Raw genomic sequence first — 22,690 nt, forward strand, 5'->3', positions numbered from 1 at the left:
AGATGAGTGGGTTTAAGTATCCAAGAGGATCTGAGTGGAGAAAATGGGATTTACATGTGCATACTAAATCTGATTCAAGTTATACATTTTCTTCTGATCATACAATTTCTATAAGAGAACAAAACGACGATGAGTATCCAAAAGTTTTTATAGAACATATTTATTCTATAGATAATATGGGTGCAATTGCAATAACTGATCATAATAAGGCAGATTGGATTGATAAAATTATTGAAGCTAATGAATATTTTTCAAAACAAAATAACCTTAAAGAAGAAAACGTGATAACAATTTTTCCCGGGGTTGAAATAGAAAGTAGTGATGGTATACACCTTTTAGTGATTTTTAATCCAGAAACTCAATCTGATGTGGTTAATAGAAATTTTAGGCGTGCTACCTGGAGAGAGACAATAGAGCATTTTTTAACAGCAATACGAATTACGAGTACAAACAATTCTTCTAAGACTACGGAAGAGATAATGGAAGAGGCTGAAAAATGGGATGCGATTTGCATTTTTGCCCATGTTATAGGTAACAGAAAAGGATTTTTTGGGATTTCAAGTGGAAATACAAAAAAAAGAATTTATAGCCACAGATTGACTCAAATTTTTCAGATACCTATTAATGGTATCTTGGATATCGGAAAGAAAAATATTATTGAAGGACGTAATACACAATATTGCGATGATAAAGGCATCCCTAAGTCAATCTGCTGTATAACCTCAAGCGATGCTAAAAGTTTGGCTGATATTGGAAGAAACAATTTATGGATTAAAGCCGACCCTACATTTGAAGGTTTAAAACAGATAATTTATGAGCCTGACGAGAGGGTTTACATAGGTGAAGAGCCTCCGCGTAAGATTGAAAGAAATAAAGTAATCAGATCAATTACAATCTCTAATTCAAATAACTGGTTTGAAGACAAGCCAATTCTATTGAATGAAGGATTAGTAAGCATTATAGGAGGGAAGGGAACAGGTAAGACCGCTATCTTAGACTTAATTGCTTATGCTACAGAAAGCTACAAATGTTATGAGAAAGATGGGAATAAATCTAAGTCATTCTTAAAGAAGGCATTTAAAGAGTTAAAAGGAGCAAAGATAAAGGTTGAATGGGAAGATGGTAATTCTGATGAGAAAGAGATCAAAGATAAATTAGAAGAATTCGTTAAAGAGGGTAAAGTGAGATACTTGCCTCAAGATTATGTTGACCAGTTATGTTCTGAAATAGGGAAAAATGAACTTGAAAGGCAAATTGAAGATGTAATTTTTCAAAAAATTCCTCTAGAACTTAAGGCTACATATACAGATTTTAAAAGTTATAAGGATGCTCAATTAAAAGTGATAAATAATAATAAAAAGAGAGTTGCACAACAGATACGAGATATAAATTCTCAAATATATCAGCATAAGTTATTAATCAAATCTAAGCCCACTAAAAAAGAAGATATTAAAAAGATTGGAGAAGAGATAAAAAGGTTTGAGAGAGAAATTGAAAGAATATCAGAGGCTGTAAAAGACTCTGAAGAACAAAAAGAAATTTTAACTAAACTCCAAGCTCTTACCGAGAAAAAATCCAATCTTGAGAAGACAATTTCACGGTTAAAAACTAAATTGTTAAAGATAGAAGAGATAAAAAGTGAAGTTGCCATATTTTTAGAAAATTTAAGAGAGTTTTTAGATGAATTAAAAAAAGATCTTGAGGATATAGGTGTTAAAAAGGAAGTCATAGAAAAAGTAAGAGTAGTTTTATACCCAGAAGATCTTGAGCAGGTACTTGATGAAAGGAATAAAATAATTGAGACTAAAATTAAAAAGAGGCAAACGAAATTAAATGATATTCTTAAGGATATTCACAAAGAAAACGGCAAGATAAATCTTGAAAAGTCAAAACAGGATAAAATTAAAGAGATAAATAAATCGTTATCAGAATTAAGAAAGAAAAAAGATTCTTTGAATGCTGACATTAAAAAAATTGAGGATGCAGAGAAAGAATTACCTCAATTGTTAGAGAATAGAGAAAGTCTTTTCCTAAATTATTTTGAATTAATTTTTGAGGAAAAAAAGAGACTAGAAGAGATTTATTCTCCATTAGAAAATATCCTAAAATCCAGTGGAGAAGAAAATGAAAAATTATTTGATTTTGCGGTTAAGTTTAATTTTGATGTAGACTCAATGGCAGACGAAGGACATGAGCTTATAGATTTAAGAGCAGAGGGAGAGTTTCGTCAGTCAAGACCAGAGAAACTTAAAGAAAAATTAGAAGAATTGAAGTTTAGCTTAAATTTAGATAATAAAGAAATGTCAGAAGCTGATAAGGAATCCATAAGGAAATTTTTAAAAAGGGTTGAAGAATTATTTACTAAAGAGGGGAAAAGTCTTACTTCTCAGTTAAAGGAAAAAAGATATACTGAACAAGATTTTTACAGTTGGCTTTATTCTACGAGGTATTACGATATAAGTTATTCCATTAAATTTAATGGCATAGAACTTAATAACTTATCACCGGGATTAAAAGGAGTAGCACTTCTTATCTTATTCTTAGAACTGGATAAAGAAGACAAAAGACCGTTTTTAATTGATCAGCCAGAAGAAAACCTTGATAACCGATCAATTTATCATACACTTGTGAGATATTTCAGAGATGCCAAGAAAAGAAGACAGGTAATTATTGTTACTCATAATCCTAATCTTGTTGTGAATACAGATTCCGAACAAGTAATCGTTGCCGATTTTGACAGAAGTTTAGAGAGACAAAATTCAAGAATATTTTATGTTAGTGGCTCTCTTGAAAATACATCTAAAGACGATTCAGCAGAAATTCTTTTAGAAAAACAAGGTATCAGAGAACATGTCTGCTTAATTTTAGAAGGCGGAAAGGATGCATTTGAAAAAAGAGAAAAGAAGTATGGCTTTAGAACAACCTGAATCACACGCCACCGAATTCAAATCCTCCTGGTGGGATGAGTATCTTAAGATAATCTGTGCTTTTGCCAATACAGATGGAGGAGAGTTGATAATTGGGGTGAATGATAAAGGTAAGGTTATAGGAATTAAGAATGCCAGAAAATTATTAGAGGATTTACCAAATAAGATAAGAAATAAACTTGGAATAACTCCTTTAGTTACTGTAGAAAGAAAAAATAGGGAAGAAATTATCTATATTAAAATCTTCCCTTCTACTGTTCCTGTCTCATACAATGGCAGATATTATGTTAGAAGTGGTAGCACCAGCCAGGAAGTAAAAGGTAACGAATTAATACATTTCCTGCTAAAGAAGACGGGTAGGACATGGGATAGTCTCACTTGTGAAGCAAGTTTTTCTGATATAGAAACTTCTGCTGTGGAAGAATTCAAAAGCCTTGCTAAAGACAGGACACCAAGTATCTCTAAACTGGATTCCACGAAGAAAATTTTTGTCAATCTGGATCTTATTGCTGATAAAAAAGAGATGACAAATGCAGCTATTTTACTCTTTGGAGAAAACCCTCAGAAATTTTTTATCTCAGCAAAAACAAGAGTTGGGAGATTTAAGACATCTACCGATATTATTGATACAGTAATAGCAGAAGGCAATCTTTTTAAACAATTAGAAACGGTTTTAGAGGCAATGAAGAAACATCTGAACCTAAGATTTGAGATAAAGGGCATTCAAAGACAAGATATATGGGACTATCCAATAGAGGCAATAAGAGAAGCAGTAATTAATGCCCTTATTCACAAAGACTATTCAAGCACAGCAGAAATTCAAATCAAGATATATGATGACAAAATATGGATATGGAATCCGGGAAAACTTCCTCCCCAGCTTACTGTGGATGACTTAAAAAAGGAACATTCCTCATATCCAAGAAACCCTTTAATAGCAAACGCTTTTTATCTTGCTGGTTTTATTGAGAGATGGGGATCAGGCACAAGAAGAATTGTAGATTTATGTAAAGCACAGGGATTGCCTGAACCTGAATACAAAGAAGAACAGGGAGGATTTAGTGTCTGGTTTTATAAGGATATTTATACAGAAGAAAATTTGAGAAAGATGAGGTTAAATGAAAGACAGATTAAGGCAGTAATGTATGTTAAACAAACAGGGAAGATAACGAATAGAGAATATCAGCAGGTTTGTAATACTTCAGAAAGAACCGCAACAAGAGATTTATCTGCATTAGTTTCCATAGGACTTTTTGAACAAAAGGGTATTACCGGAAGAGGAACTGAATATGTTTTAAGAAGCCATAAAAACGCCAAAGACGCCAGAAAGACGCCAGAAAGACGCCAAAAAAAGAAAGACAGAGAGAAAAAGGAATAATTATGAATAACACCTTTTTACAAAATATTATAGAAGATATCAGCATATCTACCTTACCATATAACTGGAACTATTTTAACTTAGAGGGCTTTTCAAAAGATAAAAGGTTGTGGGATTTTCAACAGAAGGCGGTTGAGAATGCTATCAAGGTACTATGGAAATACTACGAAGATTTGAAAGATTTTGTAAATGGAGAAAAGCTTGAGGTAAATCAGGAAAGAAAAAAGAAATTATTTGAATGGTATAAAAATAATAGTTTAGAAGAAGATTTAGATATAAGATTAGATAAACTGAACAGAAAAATATATAATTTACTTACTGAATATTACACTCCTAAAGATGGAAAGATACCTTATTGGAATTATATTAACCGCATGTCATTCTGGATGGCAACAGGGAGCGGTAAGACTCTTATCATCATCAAACTTATCAAAATCTTGAAACAGCTTATGGCAAGAGGGGAAATCCCTGAATACGATATTTTATTTCTAACCCATAGGAATGATCTGATTGAACAATTTAAAAGGATGGTAGATGAGGTAAATTATGCGGACGCAGAAAAAATTGAACTTCGGGAATTAAAAGAATACCCTGAAGTAAAAAGGCAAATGTCTCTATTTGGAACACAGGTATTTTACTACAGGTCTGATAACATTGGTGATGAGCAGAAGGAAAAAATTATTGATTTCAGAAATTATGACAATGACGGGAAATGGTATATATTCTTAGATGAAGCACACAAAGGGGATAAAGAAGATTCTAAAAGACAGCATATTTATTCCATCCTTTCAAGAAATGGATTTTTATTTAATTTTTCTGCTACCTTTACTGATCCAAGGGACGTTATAACCGCCGCATTTGAGTTTAACCTCTCATCATTTATTGAAAAGGGTTACGGAAAACATATCAGCGTATTAAGACAAGAAATACGGGCATTTAGAGAGGATGAAGACTACAGTGGAGATGAAAAGCAGAAAATAGTTTTGAAGTCTTTAATTCTACTAACATATTCAAAAAAATTTTATGAAAAAATAAGTAAGATTGAGACAAAACTCTATCACAAGCCATTACTTTTAACCCTTGTCAATTCTATCAATACAGAGGATGCAGATTTAAAGCTCTTCTTTAGAGAAATTGAGAGGATTGGGAAAGGGGATATTGAAGAAATGGTCTTTAAAGAGTCTATAGATGAACTATGGGAAGAATTTTTTAAAGAAGAGACTGAGTTTGTCTTTGAGGATGGAAAAAGGATAAAGATAGATGAAAATATATTCAAAGGCATTACATTGAAAGATATATGGAAGTATGTTTATAACTCTGATAGCCCTGGTGAGATCGAGATTTCCTTTAGACCATCAGATAAGAAGCAGGTTGCCTTTAAACTTACTACATCTGATAAACACTTTGCTTTAAGTAAAACTGGAGACATACCATCCTGGTTGAAAGAAGAATTAGGAAGATTCAATGTAAACCATCGGTTTGAGGAGGAAGGATTCTTTGAAAGAATAAATCAGGATGACTCACCAATTAATATTTTAATGGGGTCCCGTGCCTTTTATGAAGGATGGGATTCTAATAGGCCAAACATTATAAATTTTATCAATATTGGTACAGGGACAGACGCTAAGAAATTCATTCTGCAGTCTATTGGAAGAGGTATAAGAATTGAACCGATTGCAAATAAAAGACGAAGGTTAGTAGAACTTTATAATAACAAAGAAATAGATGATAATCTGTTTGGAAAAATAAAGGATTTATGTCGTCCTTTAGAGACATTGTTTGTTTTTGGGACAAATAGAAGTGCTTTGCTTACAGTTATCAAGGAGCTTAAACGTGAGAGCAAAGAAAAAGGCCAACAAATCTCTCTTTTTGTAAATAAATGTGCTGAAAAACAAACACTTTTAATACCCGTTTATAAATTGGCAGATTATCCCCTAATGAAGAAACGAGGATTGGCTAAGTTTGAGATTTCAAGGGCAGATTTTGAAATCTTGAAGAAATATTCTGAATATATAAATGATGATAGAATTTTTATTATGAACTATGATACTACGCCAGAAAAAGTTAGGGTTTTGAGAAAAACTTTATATAATTCTGATCAGTATTATAAATATGCAGAGCGAAGTTTCAAGAATATCCATATATTTGTACAGAGACTATTTGATTACTTTAGTGTAACTCCGGAAGAACTGAAAGAGTTTAAAGAGTTGGATGAAGAGATAAGACATTTTAGAAATATCAAGGTCTATCTTAAAAGCATAGATAAAATACTTAAGAGTATTGAAATGGTAAGAGATTATCCAATAAGGATAAAAGAACTACAAAGCCAATATGGGAAAATTCCACCAGATGAATATGACAGAAGGAGAGGAAAAATAAAAAAAGAGACAATTTTTGAGAGTGATCATAAAAAAATTACAATTAAATATGTTGCCAATCACTATTACCTCCCACTTATTTTATCTGATGAGGAAAAGATAGATTACATCAAGCATATAATTAAAACCCAAAGTGAAGTAAACTTTGTAAATGACTTAGAACAATATTTAAATGAAAATAGAAGTAAGTTCAATGATTTTGATTGGTGGCTTTTCAGTAAATTAGATGAATCCCTTGATGAAGTTTATATCCCTTATTATAACCCTGAAACAAATAGAATCAGCAAGTTTAAGCCGGATTTTATTTTCTGGTTCAAGAAAGGGGATAACTACTTTATTGTTTTTGTTGATCCAAAGGGAACAGAACATACAGGTGCTTACAGGAAAATTGATGGGTATAAGGTATTGTTCGAGGAAAACGGAAAAGAGAAGGTTTTTAATTACAACGGATTCAAAGTCAGAATAAAGTTGCTACTAAGACCGAAGGATATTTCAAAAGCCCTCGATGAGTATAAACAATATTGGTTTTATAACATAGAAAAGATGTTAAAAGTAATGGCTTGATTAACGAAATGTTTGATGGCTTTGGGCACTCTGCGGTTGCTCCAAAACTTAATCAGGAATTACATAAGAAAGAAATAAAGTTGCGAATGAAATAAACAAGAGATTCTTATTAATGGTTGTAATATGTTTTATTATTTATAGATTAACCATTTGTCCCATTATCGGCATTTTGTAAGTGGTATGTCTAAATCGTCTTGAATTCACGAAGTCACCGAAGGCGATTTCACAAAGGGCAAAATAGCCTTACGGCAATTGCAAAATGAAGATTGCAAAGTGCAAAAGTCAAATTTATTTCTGTATACATTTTGAGTACAAAAGCCAAATCTGACAAAAGGCGATTTTGCATTTTTCAATTTGCATTCTGCGTTCTGCATTGAGCCATTGCGCTTAACAAATATATATGCTCGCTAAAAGCTGTAAGGATATCTAAATATCCCTTTATCTGTAATAATTGCTGATATTAACTCTGATGGGGTAACATCAAAAGCTGGTGATATTGCATTGCATCTATTATGTGTTATTTTAATACCGTTAAAATTAGTAACTTCAGCTGGGTCTCTATACTCGATTGGTATTTTTGAGCCATCATCTATAGTAGTATCAATTGTTGAAAAAGGAGCTGCTACATAAAAAGGAATATTATGATAATTTGCAAGTATTGCTAGTGAATATGTTCCTATTTTATTGGCTGTATCGCCGTTTTTAGCTATTCTATCAGCGCCAACCAATATAAGATCTATTTTCTTTCGCGACATTAGAAACCCAGCTATATTGTCTGTTATAAGAGTGTGTGGAATGTTTTCCTGCTCGAGTTCCCAGGTTGTCAATCGTGCTCCCTGCAGTAAAGGTCGAGTTTCATCGACAAAAACGTGTATTTCTTTGCCATTTTTATGTGCCTGTATTATTGAACCGAGTGCGGTTCCTATACCGCCAGTTGCAAGAGGCCCTGTATTGCAATGTGTCAGAATATTGGCTCTCTGTGGTATCAGCTTTGCTCCATTTTTAGATATTTTTCTACATCTATCTATTTCTTCATTGTGAATTTTTTTTGCCTCTTTAAGCATAAGTTCCCAGATTTCCTTTATAGGCTTATCTTTATTCTTTCTTGCAATTGATTTCACCCGATCAAGTGCCCATTTTAAATTAATTGCAGTTGGACGAGTATTAACAAGTGTTTTGTAATTTTCTTCAAGCTTCTGGAAAAATGTTTCCGTATCGGAGTTTATATAATTCTTTTGTCCAATCACAATTCCGTATGCACCTGTGATACCGATTGCCGGTGCACCACGCACCATCATTTCTTTTATGGCTTTTTCTATTTCAGTAATATTGTTGAGTTGGACAATCTTTAATTGACCCGGCAGTAGTCGTTGGTCAATTAGAAGCAGGCTATCTCTTTCATAGTAAATGGATTTTATCATTATATTTTTAACATATTTCTTATAGAATTGTACCGATCTTCGATGGTTTTTTTATCAGCTCTTAGAAGGGCTTGAATATTAAAATCTTCAACGCAGATAGACCCCATTACATTTCCATAAATAACAGCCTTTTTTAAAGTTTTAAAATCTATGGTATTCTGCGTTGACAAATAGCCGAAAAAGCCTCCTGCAAAACTATCGCCTGCACCGGTAGGATCAATAGGTTGTTTTACAGGATAGGTTGGAGTAAAGAAAAGTTCAAGGTTGTGACTTAAATATGCTCCATTTTCTCCCTTTTTTACGATAACATATTCTGGACCCATATTATGGACTTTTTCCAATCCCTTAATAATGTTGATTTCTCCTGTTAAATCATGTAATTCGCTGTCATTGATAATAATCATGTTAACTTTTTTTAATAATTTCAAAAGTTCGTTTTTTGCTGTTTCAATCCATAGATTCATGGTATCGCATGCTACAAATTTGTAATTTTTCATCTGATTCATAACCTGTAGCTGCAAGGATGGCTGGATATTGCCGAGAAAAACTAAAGGCGTGTTTTTGTATTCATCTGGCAGTTCAGGATTAAATTTTTCAAAGAGTCCAAGCTTTGTATATAAGGTATCTCGGGAGTTCATATCCTGATGGTATCTGCCGCCCCATCTGAAAGTATCCCCATCTTCTATAGTGAGTCCTGTAGTATCCACACCTCTTGCATGTAGTCTTTCTATAACTTCTTTTGGGAAGTCCCTGCCAGCAATGCCGACAATCCTTACTTTTGTAAAAAAAGAACAGGCGGTGGAAAAATATATTGCAGAACCACCGATGGAATTTTCCATTTTACCAAATGGTGTTTCAACATCATCAATAGCAACTGACCCGACAACAAGAACAGGTAAACTGTTCATCTTTTACCTCAATTAACTAAAGGAAAATACAAAAAGTTATATTTGTTTACAATAATCTTAATATTTGTCTAAATTATCATTATGAAGTATCTGTATTGTTTCCGATGTGGAGCAAAAGTTGATTATTTAGAGATTGAATCTAAGATGAGAGCATTTTGCAGAGAATGCAATTTAATTCTTTATGAAAATCCGATACCTACCGTTGTTGCTCTTGTATCCAGTGGTGATAAAATTCTTCTTGTAAAAAGGGGGATTGAGCCCGGAAAAGGCGGTTGGTCACTTCCTGGTGGGTTCATTGAAATGGAAGAGACACCGATTGATGCAGTCCTGAGAGAGTTATGCGAAGAAACGAATCTAAAAGGTAAAAGTGCAAAATTAATTGATGTAATATATCACAAAAGCAAAACGTATAGCAGCATTTTATTAATTTGTTATGAGGTTGAAGTTGTAGATTTTTATGATATGAAACCGGGAGATGACTCGATTGATGTTGGGTTATTTGAATATAAAACCAGACCTGAACTTGTTTTTGAACCTCATGAGGAAATTTTAAATAGATGGTGGGGTGAGAAAAAGAAACAATAGCTGTAACCTGTAAATTGAGTGTATATGAGATATGAATTGTTATATTTTTAAAAATTTTTGAAAGGAAAAATAAATGGATAAGGTAACTACTAAAACTATAAGGAGTATGAAGAAGAGCGGAGAAAAGATAGTGGCTTTGACTGCTTATGATTATACCTTTGCTTATTTAATTGATGAGGCAGGTGTCGATCTTGTACTGGTTGGAGATTCTGCAGCTATGGTATGTGCAGGATATGAGAATACATTGCCAATCACACTTGAGCAAATGCTTTATCATGTTAGCTCTGTTAAAAGAGGTTTAAAAAGGGCGCTACTGATAGCTGATATGCCCTTTTTATCATATCAGGTAAATGAAGATGAAGCTATAAAGAATGCAGGTCTTTTTTTAAAAGCCGGTGCAGAGGCAGTGAAAATTGAAGGAGGGAAGCCGGTTTGTAATCTGATAAGAAGAATGGTTGATATAGGAATACCGGTTTTAGGTCATCTCGGGCTTACACCTCAGAGTATTCATGAATTTGGTGGTTACAGATTGAGAGGTAAGGATGAAGATGAAGCAGTGAGAATAAAAGAGGATGCTAAAGCAGTTGAAGAGGCGGGTGCCTTTGCCCTAGTGCTTGAAAAGGTTCCGGCAAATCTTGCAAAAGAGATAACCAGATCAATAAAAATACCAACAATTGGAATAGGAGCAGGTCCCTATTGTGATGGGCAAATATTGGTTCTTTACGATATGCTGGGACTTTATGATAAGGTTAAGTTTAAGTTTGTACGAAGATATGCTAATCTTGGTGATGAGATCAGAAAAGCAGTAAAAAATTATGCAAAGGATATAAAAGAAGGTAAATTTCCCTCTAATGAGGAAAGTTACTAGGAAATGTCTCGATGAAATTAATAGAAAAAATAGATAAGTTAAGAAAGGAGATAAATAGGTTAAAGAAAAGTGGTAAGGTAATAGGTTTTGTGCCTACAATGGGTTACTTCCACGAGGGACACCTAAGACTTATGGATATTGCAAAGGAAAAGTCCGATGTAGTGGTTGTGTCGATTTTTGTAAATCCGATACAGTTCGGTCCAAACGAGGATTATGATAGATACCCCCGTGACCTTGAACGAGATATGAAGTTGGCTGAAGAAAGGAGCGTTGATATAATTTTTCATCCCTCAGTCAATGAAATGTATCCTGAGCAAATTCTTACCTATGTCATTACAGAGAAACTTCCGGATGTGCTCTGCGGGAAATTCAGACCGGTGCATTTTCGTGGGGTGACAACAGTTGTTGCCAAGCTGTTTAATATTGTCCAGCCAGATATAGCTGTCTTTGGACAAAAAGATTACCAGCAGGCAATTATTATTAAAAGGATGGTTGAAGACCTTAACTTTCCGGTAAAAATAATAATTGGACCAATTGTAAGAGAACCAGATGGTCTAGCTATGAGTTCAAGAAACACCTATCTCAGTCAGGAGGAAAGAAAACAGGCACCCATTATTTATAAAGCACTCAAAAAAGCTAAAGAAATGGTAGAGAAGGGAGAAAGAAACACAGAAGTTTTGAAAAAGGCAATAGCTGAGACAATTAGTAGTGCCCCACTTGCAAGGATTGAATATATTGAGGTTGTCGAAGATAAGAATCTTGAGAGTGTTAATGAGGTGGTTCCGGGTTCTTTTGCTGCAGTAGCTGTTTGGTTTGGTAAAACCAGGCTTATTGATAACATTATCTTGATGGAGGATAATTAAATTTGATATTCAATATTTTTGTCGGATATGAACTAAAAATAGAAGAGTGACTTGATACCTTTATGATTTTAACCAAAACTAAAAATATTTGTCAAAACTATTGCCTTGACAATTAACAGGAAATGATATAATATCTACTTAGAAATTAGTCAGTGGGTTGAAAAATGAGAGCATTAAAGTTGGTAATTTTATTAATTGTTGTATTTGTTTTGGCTTACAATTTGGATGCACAGCTAAAGAATCAGGTACAAAAGAAAATGTCGGTTGAAGAGAGGATTCAGATGCCCTCCATAATGAATGGTTCTTATAGTATATTCAGTCCTGAAAGATTCCACATGAGCCAGAGCTATTCATTATCATATTTTTCAATGGGTGGTTTGACCGGTTCTATTGGAATGTACGAAAATAGAATGTCCTTTTTACTTTCGGATAAACTGTTATTAAATACGAAAATAGGATTTATATACAGTCCTTTTAATCAAATTGGGATACAGAATAATCTCTGGAATAATCTAATTTATGGTGCAGAGTTGATTTATAGACCGACAAGGAATACTATTTTGAACCTACGTTTTGACAAAGAACCTTACTATTATTATCCACGCTATTATTATTTGCATCGTTAATGAAAGGCTGGAATGAAAAAGAGGAAAAAGGATTCATTATCAGGTAGTGAAGTACAGAAATGGCTTTTGAATCTTGTAATATTCTGTTTAACGGTAGTGGTTGTTGGATTTATATTTTCAATGATATCGAAATATACATCAAATAAAGACAAAATTAATCTATCAACAATCGATGAGATTTATGGAAGCCCTGAAGATTTAATAGGTTATAAGCGATTTCTGGATACAAAAGTCGAGGTATTGAACGGATGTGGAGTGAATGGTCTTGCCCATAAGTTTTCTAATTTTCTAAGAAAAGAGGGTTTTGATGTTCTTTATATCGGAAATGCGGACAGAATGAATTACAGCAGGACATTGGTAATAGATAGAGGAGGCGATAGTAAGAAGCTTGCTGAATTTTTAAAAGTTATGAAGCTTGATAGATCACGTGTTGTTCCCAGGAAGTCATCGGATTATAATATAGATATTTCAATAATACTTGGTAGGGACTATAAGGATTTACCTGTTTATAATGATGTACTATCAATCAGTGAGGAATTTTAATCTAAATTAATGGGGAAAGGTAAAAAGAAGCCTGATTATACAAGTTACGATTTAGCAAAGAAAGCGGCCGAGATAGCATTAGATAAAAAAGCCAATAATGTTATAATTCTGGATTTGAAAAACCTTACCTCCATTACCGATTATTTTGTTATTTGCTCTGGTGAAATAGACCTGCACGTAAAGGCAATTGTTGATGAGATAGAAAAAAAACTTTCTCCGTATGCCAATCCCTGGCATATTGAAGGGTACAGTAATCTAAGCTGGGTGCTGATGGATTATGTTGATTTTGTAGTTCACGTGTTTACAGAAGAGAAAAGAAACTATTATAATCTAGAGAGACTATGGGCAGATGCCCCGATGGAAATTGTAGAGAGCGACTAGGGATATTATCCCTTCTTTTATTTTTTCCTTCTAATTAAATAGTTAAATTTCGCCTGTAAAAAGCTGGTTGAGGATATGGATAAGATAAGAAATTTATTACAGGATATTGTTAATTCATTTGGAATAAAAGATGAGATAGAAATAAAAGTGGAGAGACCAAGAGCTGATGAACACGGACATTATTCTACAAACCTACCTTTTAATCTTTCAAAATATTTAAAAAAGTCTCCGATAGATGTGGCAAAGGATATTGCTTCGAAACTTGATAGGTTGCCACCATTTCTTGAAAGGGTAGAGATAAAAAAACCAGGATTTATAAATTTTTTCCTCTCTCGGGAAGAGCTGTCCAAGAATGTTATAGAAGCAGTTGAAAAAGGTGAGGATTATGGTAAAACTAAAATTGGTGCGTGTAAAAGAGCACAGGTTGAATTTGTTAGTGCTAATCCAACGGGACCACTGACTGTGGGACATGGAAGACAGGCAGTGCTTGGTGATACCATCGCCAGAATTCTTGAGTTTCATGGATATAAGGTTGATAGAGAGTATTATTATAACGATGCTGGAAGACAGATGAGGATTCTGGGGTATTCGACATACATGAGATACAGACAGATTCTGGGTATAGAAGAAGAATTCCACAAAGACTACTATCAGGGGGAGTATATCGTGGATATTGCCAAGCGAATTTATGAAGAGTACGGTGACTTTTTAAAAGATGACAAGGATAATCCCATTTTCATACAGATGGCTGAGAAATGGGTTTTCGAGGACATAAAGAATACTTTAAAAAGGTTGGATATTGAGTTTGACAGTTTTTATAATGAGAAGTCATTATATGAGAAAGGTCTGGTTGATAGCGTAATAAATAGATTAAAGGGAATTGGAGCGGTCTATGAAAAAGATGGTGCGTTATGGTTTAAGGCGGGCGAGTATGGTGGTACAGGTGATAAAGTTTTGTGGAAAAGTGTGGTAGATGAGGCAACATATAGGCTTCCCGACATAGCATATCATGAAACAAAGATCAAAAGGGGCTATGATTTAATAATAGATATATTTGGAGCTGATCATCATGCAACTTATCCTGATGTATTGGCAGGCTTAAAGGCATTGGGGTATTCCACTGACAATATTGTAGTGCTGTTGCATCAATTTGTAACACTTGTTGAAGGTGACAAAAAGATCAAGATGTCCACACGGAAAGCAACTTATGTAACATTATCTGAATTACTAGATGAGCTTGGTAAGGACGTTGTGCGTTACTTCTTTTTAATGAGAAGTATGAATGCCCATTTGAATTTCGATCTAAAGCTGGCTCGAACAGAGGGTGAAGAAAACCCGGTTTATTATCTGCAATATGCTCATGCCAGGATAGCAAGCATTTTAAGAAACGCTAAATTGCGTGGCTTTGACATTGATAAGATAGATGTAGACCTCTCTTTGTTAAGTGAAGAAGAAACACTAAGACTAATGAATATGATAGGTGAATATAAAGATATAATGCAGGTCTGTATGAGGACCTATGAACCACATCATCTTACAGTTTACCTCCAAAAGCTCGCTACAGAATTTCATAGGTATTATACTATTTACCGTGTTCTGTCAGACGACAAGGAACTAAGTCAGACGAGGCTTTTGCTGGTAAAAGCAGTAAAGAATGTTTTAAAATCTGGTTTAGGTGTTTTAGGAATTTCAGCACCAGAGAAAATGTAGCGGAATTATAAACAAATATTATTTTTAAGAATATTTATCTTTAATATTTTAAGTAATCTCGGTAAGTTAGAATATGTTAATTGAGTTATATAGGAAATTTCTAATATGGATCAACTGGTTATCGATGGAAATAGTTTAGTCCTGAATGATTTAAGAAGATTCTATTATAAAAAATTAATAGTAATGATTTCTGAAGATTCGATAAATAGGGTTGAAAAACTAAGAGAAATAATATTAAAGCAGATAAAAAGCGGTAAGGCAATCTATGGAGTCAATACCGGTTTTGATAAGTTAAGTAATGTGAGTATGAAAGATGAAGATTTTACTTCATATGATAAGACTTTTTGAAATAAAGAGTTTATGGAAAACATAAAATCAATAGTAGAAAAGGGAGAGGGAAATGAGTAATAAAATTATCGGTGAAGGTTTGACTTTTGATGATGTATTACTCGTGCCACAAAAGTCAAGTGTTTTGCCAAAAGATACCGATGTCAGAACTCGTTTAACAAGAAAACTGAGAATGAATATTCCTATACTCAGTGCTGCAATGGATACTGTTACGGGAAGTGATATGGCTATAGCTATTGCAAGGGAGGGTGGAATTGGTATTCTCCATAGAAATATGTCAATTGAAAATCAGGTTGAGGAAATATTAAAAGTAAAAAGAGCAGAAAGCTCTATGATAATTAAACCGATAACTTTAAGTTCTGATAAAACAATCAGTGAAGCTTTGTCTGTTATGAGAAAATATTCGATATCTGGGATCCCGATTGTAGATAATGACCAGCTTGTTGGTATTCTAACTATCAGAGATATAAGATTTGAGACAGACCTATCTGTTCCCATAAGAGAAAGAATGACGAAGGAAAATCTTATAACAGCACCTGAGGGTACAACTCTTGAGGAAGCTGAGAAGATTCTTCAAAAACATAAAATAGAAAAATTGCTAATAGTGGATAATAAGGGTAGATTGAAAGGACTTATTACTGTTAAAGATATTATGAAGAAAAAGGAATTCCCTCATGCTTTGAAGGATGAAATAGGAAGGCTGATGGTGGGTGCAGCAATTGGAGTATCAAAGGATTCAATTTTGCGAGCGGAGAGATTGATTGAAGCTGGAATCGATGTAATCGTTATAGATACAGCACATGGACATTCAAAAGGTGTATTAAACCTTGCCTCAGAAATAAAGAAAAGATTACCTGATGTTCAACTAATAGCTGGAAATGTAGCAACAAGAGAAGGTACCAGAGCGTTGATTGATGCAGGGGTTGATGCTGTGAAGGTTGGCATAGGGCCTGGTGCAAGCTGTACCACAAGAGTAGTATCTGGAGTTGGTATTCCACAATTGACAGCTATTATGGAATGTTATGAAGAAGCTTCGAGAGAGAGTGTTCCGATAATAGCTGATGGAGGGATTAGATACTCTGGTGATATTGCGAAAGCCATAGCTGCTGGTGCTGAGTCAGTGATGCTTGGTAGTCTATTGGCAGGAACAGATGAGAGTCCTGGGGAGACAATTCTTTATGAGGGCAGGGTTTACAAATCTTACCGTGGTATGGGCTCGATATCTGCAATGAATGAAGGTAGTAAAGATAGATATTTTCAGGAGGGGCAGGAAGCATCGAAACTTGTTCCTGAAGGGATAGAGGGAATGGTCCCTTATCGAGGTCCTGTTAAAGATTTAATACACCAGCTGGTTGGCGGATTGCGGTCCGCTATGGGATATTGTGGTGCCAGAAATATTAAAGAATTTCAAGGAAAATCAAAGTTTATAAGGGTTACTCAGGCATCCGTTGAGGAAAGTCACCCGCACAATATAAAGATTACAAAAGAAGCTCCAAATTATCGGAAAGATAGATAGTTCTTCAATGTAGAATGCAGAATTGAGAATTAAGAATTCAGGAATTTAAATATAAAAGGTTATTGGAGTTTTGCTAGGTATTTGGCAAGTCTTGATTTTTTGCGAGCGGCGTTATTTTTATGGATAATACCTTTTGAAGCGACTTTATCAATAACTGAAACAGCTTTTTTATAAAGCTCCTCTGCTTCTTCTTTTGTTTGAGCAGATTTTACCTTTTTTATCATTGTTTTAATCAATGATTTATAATGTTTATTTCTTAACCTTCTCTTTTCTGCTTGCCTTACTCTTTTTAAAACTGATTTACTCTTCTTAGCCATATTCTCCACCCTAAATATCAAAAAGGTCTGGAAATTTATTTAATTATAAACTGATATTCAAATTAAAAATTTGGATATATTGTAAATTTTCCCTTACACTCATTCTATTATGATATTAATAAAAATACGAAAACTTAAATATTGCAATTTTGGCATATGTTATCCTGATAATTATTCTTGAAAATTATTAATTATATATTTATAATCTATCACCTTATAAATGAGATTTTTCGAATATACTAAAATTTTTGTTGGTGGTGGATTATATCATTAAAGAATTTTTTGTCATACTGACAATAGATATGGAAATTAGAATAGTTAATAATTAGGGGGATTTGCAATATGAGTGAATTGAATGGAAAGATTTCATTAAAGGAGAAGATTAGCTATGCCTTTGGTGATCTTGCATCCGTCCTGTACTGGCAGACATTTATGTTGTATATAACCTACTATTATACCGATGTTTTCGTAATTCCTGCCACTATTGCCTCATACCTGTTTCTTTTTAGCAGAGTCTGGGACGGTATTAATGACCCTATTATGGGTATGATTGCTGATAGAACAAATACTCGATGGGGGAAGTTTAGACCGTTTCTGCTATGGTTATGCGCTCCATTTGCGGTAGTTGGAGTATTGACCTTTACAGTTCCTGGGTTTGGGATGACGGGCAAGATTATATATGCATTTATTACTTTCAACCTATTAATGATGTTATATACTGCAATTAACATTCCATATACTGCCCTGCTTGGAGTTATTTCTCCGAATTCTCTTGAGAGGACTTCTGTTTCATCAATAAAATTTATCTTTGCATTTTTAGCTGGGACAATTGTTTCTTTTACTTTACTTCCGATGGTGAGAGCATTGGGTAAGGGAAATGATGCAAAGGGATGGCAATTATCCTTTGTTATATATGGGATTGCTGCTGTCGTATTTTTTCTTATAGCTTTTTTTAATACCAGGGAAAGGGTTAAGCCACCAAAATCACAAAAATCATCTGTAAAAAAGGATTTACATGAACTTATCACTAATGTACCGTGGTTAATCTTACTTGTAACCACAATAACATTTATTCTTTTCGTTGCTGTTCGCAGCAGTGTGACAGTGTATTATTTTAAATATGTGGTTGGTTCGAGAGAGTTCTCTCTGCCTTTTGTAGGGAAGAAATTTTATAGGTTTGATGACGTCGTCTCAGTCTTTAATGGTATAGGACAGATTTCTTCACTTGTCGGTGCTTTGTTGATAAACTATGTGGCTAAGTGGTTAGGTAAAAAAAGGGCGTTTGTTACGCTTTTTGTTATTGCGATTATTAGTACAGCCTTCTTCTATGTGTTAAAACCTGAACAAATAATCATAATCTTTTTACTTCAGATAATTGGCTCACTAACAGGTGGTCCTTTAAGCGTGCTCTTATGGGCTATGTACGCGGATACGGCTGATTATTCAGAGTGGAAACATGGAAGAAGAGCAACAGGACTTGTTTTCTCTGCTTCGACTATGTCGCAAAAGATGGGATGGGCACTTGGAGCATTTATAGCATTACAACTTATGGCATCAGTGGGATTTCAACCAAATGTTGAGCAAACAGCTCAGAGCATAAGGGGAATAAAATTGTTATTTAGTCTGATACCTGCTGGACTTGGAATTATAGCTATCGCAATCTCTCTTATGTATCCACTGGATGAAAAGAAGGTTGATCGTATTGTAAAAGATCTTGCTGGAAGAAGGGAGAAAGAATAAAAGGGTAAATAAAATTTAATTGTAAAGGGGGAGTTAGTATGGGAATAAAAATTATTGGTAAGGCTTTACCAAATATTCCATGGGAAGATAAACCATCTGACTGTTTTGATATAATGTGGAGATACAGTAAGAATCCTATAATCGGGAGAAATTTTATAAAAACGGCTGATAGAATTTTTAATAGTGCTGTGATTCATTATAATGGAGAGTTTATAGGTGTTTTTAGAGCTGAGCATAAAAACGGATATCCTAAGCTACATCTGGGAAGAAGTAAGGATGGTTTGAATTGGGAAATAGAGGGAAAGGAGATTGAGTTTGTAAAAGAAGATGGGTCCCCCGCGAGTCCAATCCTTTATGCTTATGATCCACGATTGGTAGAGATAGATGGTGAGTATTTTATTACATGGTGCAACTACTATTATGGTCCAACGATTGGGGTTGCAAAGACAAAGGATTTTAAAACCTTTATTCAGTATGAAAATGCCTTTTTACCATATAATAGAAATGGAGTACTTTTCCCAAAAAAGTTAAATGGCTATTATGCTATGTTAAATAGACCAAGTGATAGAGGACATACACCGTTTGGAGATATATTTATAAGCTACAGTCCTGATTTAATTCATTGGGGGCGACATAGATTGGTAATGTCGCCTAGTCATTCGTGGTGGAAAAACGTCAAAATAGGAGCAGGTCCAACTCCAATAGAAACAAGTGAAGGCTGGCTCTTAATATATCATGGTGTTTGCCAGTCATGTAGCGGTTTTATTTATAGCATTGGTGCCGCTTTATTAGATCTGGATGATCCGTCGAAGGTGATAGTTGATTGTGAAGATTATTTATTGACGCCCAAAGAAATTTATGAGACGGTTGGATTTGTGCCTAACGTTACTTTCCCATGTGCTGCTGTTTGTGACTCAGAAACGGGAAGGATAGCTATTTATTATGGAGCAGCTGATACATATGTGGCTGTTGCTTTTGCCTATGTAGAGGAAATAATTGAATATATTAAAGCTCATCCGTTAAAACCAATACCAGAATTATAGATTGTTATCTAAGGGGGATGGATATGCAATATGGATATTTTGATGATAAGAGTAAAGAGTATGTTATAACCAGACCCGATACTCCAAGATCCTGGTGTAATTATCTTGGGACGACTGAATATGGTGCTATAATAACTAATAATGCTGGTGGATACAGTTTTTATAAATCATCTGCCAGAGGAAGGTTTATTCGTTTTAGAGCTAATACAGTTCCAATGGATCAACCAGGGAGATATTTTTATATTCGAGATGTTGAGACGGATGATTACTGGTCAGCTTCCTGGCAGCCTGTTGGAAAGCCACTTGAAAAGTATAGATCAGCCTGTAGACACGGTACTGCTTATACAATTATTGAATCAGAATACGATGGGATAAAAACCGTGTCGACCTATTTTGTGCCACTGGATAAAATATTTGAAGTCTGGATGTTAAAGATAAGAAATAATGATAGAAAAAGGAGAAAGCTTAGAATTTTCACTTTTGTGGAATATTCTAATAACTGGTACATATTGCAGGATTGGATAAATTTACAGTATACACAACATATTGTTTGCATGAAGTACGTAGACGGTATGATTGACCATGGAATTAATGTATTCCTTCCTGATAGTACTGGAGATTTTGATAGTCATGATGGGAATAGACATACATGGCTTGGTCTAGTCGGTGAGAAAGTTACCGGATATGATACTGATAGAGAGGTATTCGTTGGTCCTTATCGAAGCTATAATAATCCTTCTGTTGTTGAGAAAGGTGAATGTGAGAATTCGATAGCAGTTGGTGATAATAGCTGTGGTGTCTTACAGGTGGACATTGAATTTGAACCTGGAGAAGAAAGAGAATTTGCAGTATTAATGGGTATAGGTAAAGCGGAAACCGAAGGGAAGAGAACGATATTCAATTATAATTCTGTTAATAAATTGCATGATGAATTTAATAAATTGAAAGAGTACTGGCATAACAGAATTGAAAACCTTAAAGTTGAGACTCCCGATAAAGAGTTTAACAGTATGGTCAATGTATGGAATCCTTATAATTGTATGATAACTTATGCGTGGAGTAGGTCCGCCAGTATTGTTTACAGTGGTGAAAGAGATGGTTTGGGTTATAGGGATACAGTACAGGATGTGCTTGGAGTACTTCATCTGATTCCCGATGAGGCAGGGCAAAGACTTGAATTAATGATAACAGGTCAAGTTTCCACCGGTGGTGCTATTCCAGTGGTTAATCAATTTACACATAAACCTGGCCAAGAGAAGCCTCCCCGGGAAGAAGAATATCGTTCCGATGATTGTATATGGCTTTTTGTTACAATTCCAGCATATGTAAAAGAGACAGGAGATATAAAATTTTATGAGAAAGTGCTACCCTATGCGGATAAAGGTCATGATACAGTGCTTGGTCATATGAGGAAGGCTATTGAATTTAATTTACAAAGAAGGGGTGCACACGGCTTACCCTGTGGTCTTTTTGCCGATTGGAATGACTGTCTGGAACTGGGACATGATGGGGAAACCGTATTTGTTGCAATGCAGCTCCGATATGCATTAAAAACTTATATAGAAATATGTGAACTTTTAAAAAAGAATGAGGAAGTCAATTGGGCAAGGAAGCATCTAAAGGAATTGGATGAATGCATTGAAAAATATGCCTGGGATGGAGATTGGTATATAAGAGCTTATAGATATGATGGAATGAAATTTGGCTCAAAAGAAAATGACGAGGGTAAAATATGGTTAAATCCTCAGACATGGGCGATTTTAAGTGGTCATGCAACAGGGAAAAGAGCTGAAAAATTATTAAATATTATAAGGAAAGAACTTTTTACTGAATATGGATTTTTGATACTTGATCCGCCTTATGTAAAGACAGATCATAAAATTATTAAGGCTGTTCTGTTTAATAAAGGTATGAAGGAGAATGCCTCAATTTTTAATCATACCCAGGGTTGGGCTGTAATATCGGCAGCAATTCTTGGAAATGGTAACGAGGCATATGAATACCTTAGAGCCTTTTTACCTGCTTATTTTAATTCAAAAGCAGAAGTTAGAGAGGTTGAACCATATGTTCATTGTCAGTTTACACATAGCAAATATAGCCCGAGATTTGGCGCAGGAAGGATTCCATGGTTAACAGGATCGGCAAGCTGGACATATTACGCAATTTCTCAATATATCTTGGGTATCAGACCTGACTACTATGGTCTGATTATTGATCCATGTATACCATCCCACTGGAAGGAGATAAAAATAAAAAGAAACTTTAGAGGTAAAAAATTCGAGATTACTATAGATAATCATAAAGGTATTGAGAGAGGGATAAAAAGGTTGGTGGTTAATGGAGAAAAGCTATCTTCGAATATGATACCTATAGAAATAATGAAGGAAGAAAATGTTGTGCTGGCTGAGATGGGGTGATTAGTTTTAAATCGAAATTTGAATTCAGTAAAGTGTCCAGAATTAAATTATAATCAAACCTTTCAAGTAATTTTACCCAACAACGTATATCAAAAAAATTCTAACAGTAAAACAATTTAAAGACTATGTCCAATTGGATATGGTTACCATTTATAGG

At 34.4% G+C, this 22,690-nt stretch carries 18 protein-coding genes; 15 read left to right on the top strand and 3 right to left on the bottom strand.

Annotation, left to right across the window (positions count from 1 at the left end):
- The 3 genes from H0Z29_04605 to H0Z29_04615 all read left to right on the top strand — a co-directional run.
- Nucleotides 1-2,927 (top strand): hypothetical protein (locus tag H0Z29_04605; protein MBO8130786.1); only part of this gene is annotated, 2,927 nt, incomplete at its 5' end.
- Nucleotides 2,908-4,305 carry a putative DNA binding domain-containing protein gene (locus tag H0Z29_04610; protein ID MBO8130787.1) on the top strand — a complete coding sequence of 466 codons (1,398 nt, stop codon included), beginning with the start codon at nucleotides 2,908-2,910 and terminating at the stop codon, nucleotides 4,303-4,305. The genes H0Z29_04605 and H0Z29_04610, both read left to right, overlap by 20 nt.
- 2 nt (nucleotides 4,306-4,307) lie before the next feature.
- Nucleotides 4,308-7,247 carry a DEAD/DEAH box helicase family protein gene (locus H0Z29_04615; GenBank protein ID MBO8130788.1) on the top strand — a complete coding sequence of 980 codons (2,940 nt, stop codon included), beginning with the start codon at nucleotides 4,308-4,310 and terminating at the stop codon, nucleotides 7,245-7,247.
- Nucleotides 7,248-7,654: 407 nt separating this feature from the next.
- Here the strand turns inward: H0Z29_04615 and mtnA are convergent, their stop codons facing one another.
- A complete protein-coding gene (gene mtnA / locus H0Z29_04620; protein ID MBO8130789.1) occupies nucleotides 7,655-8,668 on the bottom strand; it encodes an S-methyl-5-thioribose-1-phosphate isomerase in 1,014 nt (337 codons plus the stop codon).
- Nucleotides 8,668-9,576 carry a sugar kinase gene (locus H0Z29_04625; GenBank protein ID MBO8130790.1) on the bottom strand — a complete coding sequence of 303 codons (909 nt, stop codon included), beginning with the start codon at nucleotides 9,574-9,576 and terminating at the stop codon, nucleotides 8,668-8,670. Before H0Z29_04625 ends, mtnA begins: the two co-directional genes overlap by 1 nt.
- A gap of 81 nt (nucleotides 9,577-9,657) precedes the next feature.
- On the opposite strand from H0Z29_04625, the gene H0Z29_04630 reads away from it, so the two are divergent.
- The 9 genes from H0Z29_04630 (at nucleotide 9,658) to guaB (ending at nucleotide 17,016) form a co-directional block, all read left to right on the top strand.
- The gene (locus H0Z29_04630) at nucleotides 9,658-10,161 is read left to right on the top strand and encodes an NUDIX hydrolase (protein ID MBO8130791.1); all 504 of its coding nucleotides are present in this window, start codon (nucleotides 9,658-9,660) and stop codon (nucleotides 10,159-10,161) included.
- A gap of 73 nt (nucleotides 10,162-10,234) precedes the next feature.
- On the top strand, nucleotides 10,235-11,029 hold the full coding sequence (gene panB, locus H0Z29_04635; protein ID MBO8130792.1) for a 3-methyl-2-oxobutanoate hydroxymethyltransferase: 795 nt from the start codon (nucleotides 10,235-10,237) through the stop codon (nucleotides 11,027-11,029).
- Nucleotides 11,030-11,040: 11 nt separating this feature from the next.
- On the top strand, nucleotides 11,041-11,892 hold the full coding sequence (locus tag H0Z29_04640; protein MBO8130793.1) for a pantoate--beta-alanine ligase: 852 nt from the start codon (nucleotides 11,041-11,043) through the stop codon (nucleotides 11,890-11,892).
- A 164-nt stretch (nucleotides 11,893-12,056) separates the two neighbouring features.
- On the top strand, nucleotides 12,057-12,518 hold the full coding sequence (locus H0Z29_04645) for a hypothetical protein (GenBank protein ID MBO8130794.1): 462 nt from the start codon (nucleotides 12,057-12,059) through the stop codon (nucleotides 12,516-12,518).
- A 12-nt stretch (nucleotides 12,519-12,530) separates the two neighbouring features.
- Nucleotides 12,531-13,061, top strand: coding sequence for a LytR C-terminal domain-containing protein (locus H0Z29_04650; GenBank protein ID MBO8130795.1), 531 nt, complete (start codon nucleotides 12,531-12,533; stop codon nucleotides 13,059-13,061).
- Nucleotides 13,062-13,070: 9 nt separating this feature from the next.
- Nucleotides 13,071-13,442: a ribosome silencing factor gene (rsfS, locus tag H0Z29_04655; GenBank protein MBO8130796.1), complete on the top strand. Its 372-nt coding sequence runs from the start codon at nucleotides 13,071-13,073 to the stop codon at nucleotides 13,440-13,442.
- Between the two features lie 75 nt (nucleotides 13,443-13,517).
- Nucleotides 13,518-15,152: an arginine--tRNA ligase gene (locus H0Z29_04660; GenBank protein ID MBO8130797.1), complete on the top strand. Its 1,635-nt coding sequence runs from the start codon at nucleotides 13,518-13,520 to the stop codon at nucleotides 15,150-15,152.
- A 105-nt stretch (nucleotides 15,153-15,257) separates the two neighbouring features.
- Complete coding sequence (locus H0Z29_04665) at nucleotides 15,258-15,500, top strand: aromatic amino acid lyase (GenBank protein ID MBO8130798.1); 243 nt, start codon at nucleotides 15,258-15,260, stop codon at nucleotides 15,498-15,500.
- Nucleotides 15,501-15,552: 52 nt separating this feature from the next.
- On the top strand, nucleotides 15,553-17,016 hold the full coding sequence (guaB, locus tag H0Z29_04670) for an IMP dehydrogenase (protein MBO8130799.1): 1,464 nt from the start codon (nucleotides 15,553-15,555) through the stop codon (nucleotides 17,014-17,016).
- Between the two features lie 59 nt (nucleotides 17,017-17,075).
- On the opposite strand, the gene H0Z29_04675 is transcribed toward guaB, so the two are convergent.
- A complete protein-coding gene (locus H0Z29_04675; protein ID MBO8130800.1) occupies nucleotides 17,076-17,333 on the bottom strand; it encodes a 30S ribosomal protein S20 in 258 nt (85 codons plus the stop codon).
- A gap of 342 nt (nucleotides 17,334-17,675) precedes the next feature.
- On the opposite strand from H0Z29_04675, the gene H0Z29_04680 reads away from it, so the two are divergent.
- The 3 genes from H0Z29_04680 to H0Z29_04690 are packed head-to-tail and all read left to right on the top strand — an operon-like array spanning nucleotide 17,676 to nucleotide 22,533.
- Nucleotides 17,676-19,073: an MFS transporter gene (locus H0Z29_04680; GenBank protein ID MBO8130801.1), complete on the top strand. Its 1,398-nt coding sequence runs from the start codon at nucleotides 17,676-17,678 to the stop codon at nucleotides 19,071-19,073.
- A 38-nt stretch (nucleotides 19,074-19,111) separates the two neighbouring features.
- Nucleotides 19,112-20,116, top strand: a complete 1,005-nt coding sequence (locus H0Z29_04685; protein ID MBO8130802.1) for a glycoside hydrolase family 130 protein — start codon at nucleotides 19,112-19,114, stop codon at nucleotides 20,114-20,116.
- 23 nt (nucleotides 20,117-20,139) lie between these two features.
- Complete coding sequence (locus H0Z29_04690; GenBank protein ID MBO8130803.1) at nucleotides 20,140-22,533, top strand: N,N'-diacetylchitobiose phosphorylase; 2,394 nt, start codon at nucleotides 20,140-20,142, stop codon at nucleotides 22,531-22,533.
- Nucleotides 22,534-22,690 lie beyond the last annotated feature (157 nt).

The organism is Candidatus Neomarinimicrobiota bacterium, from assembly GCA_017656425.1.
Classification (GTDB): Bacteria; Fidelibacterota; UBA2242; order UBA2242; family B5-G15; genus JACDNV01.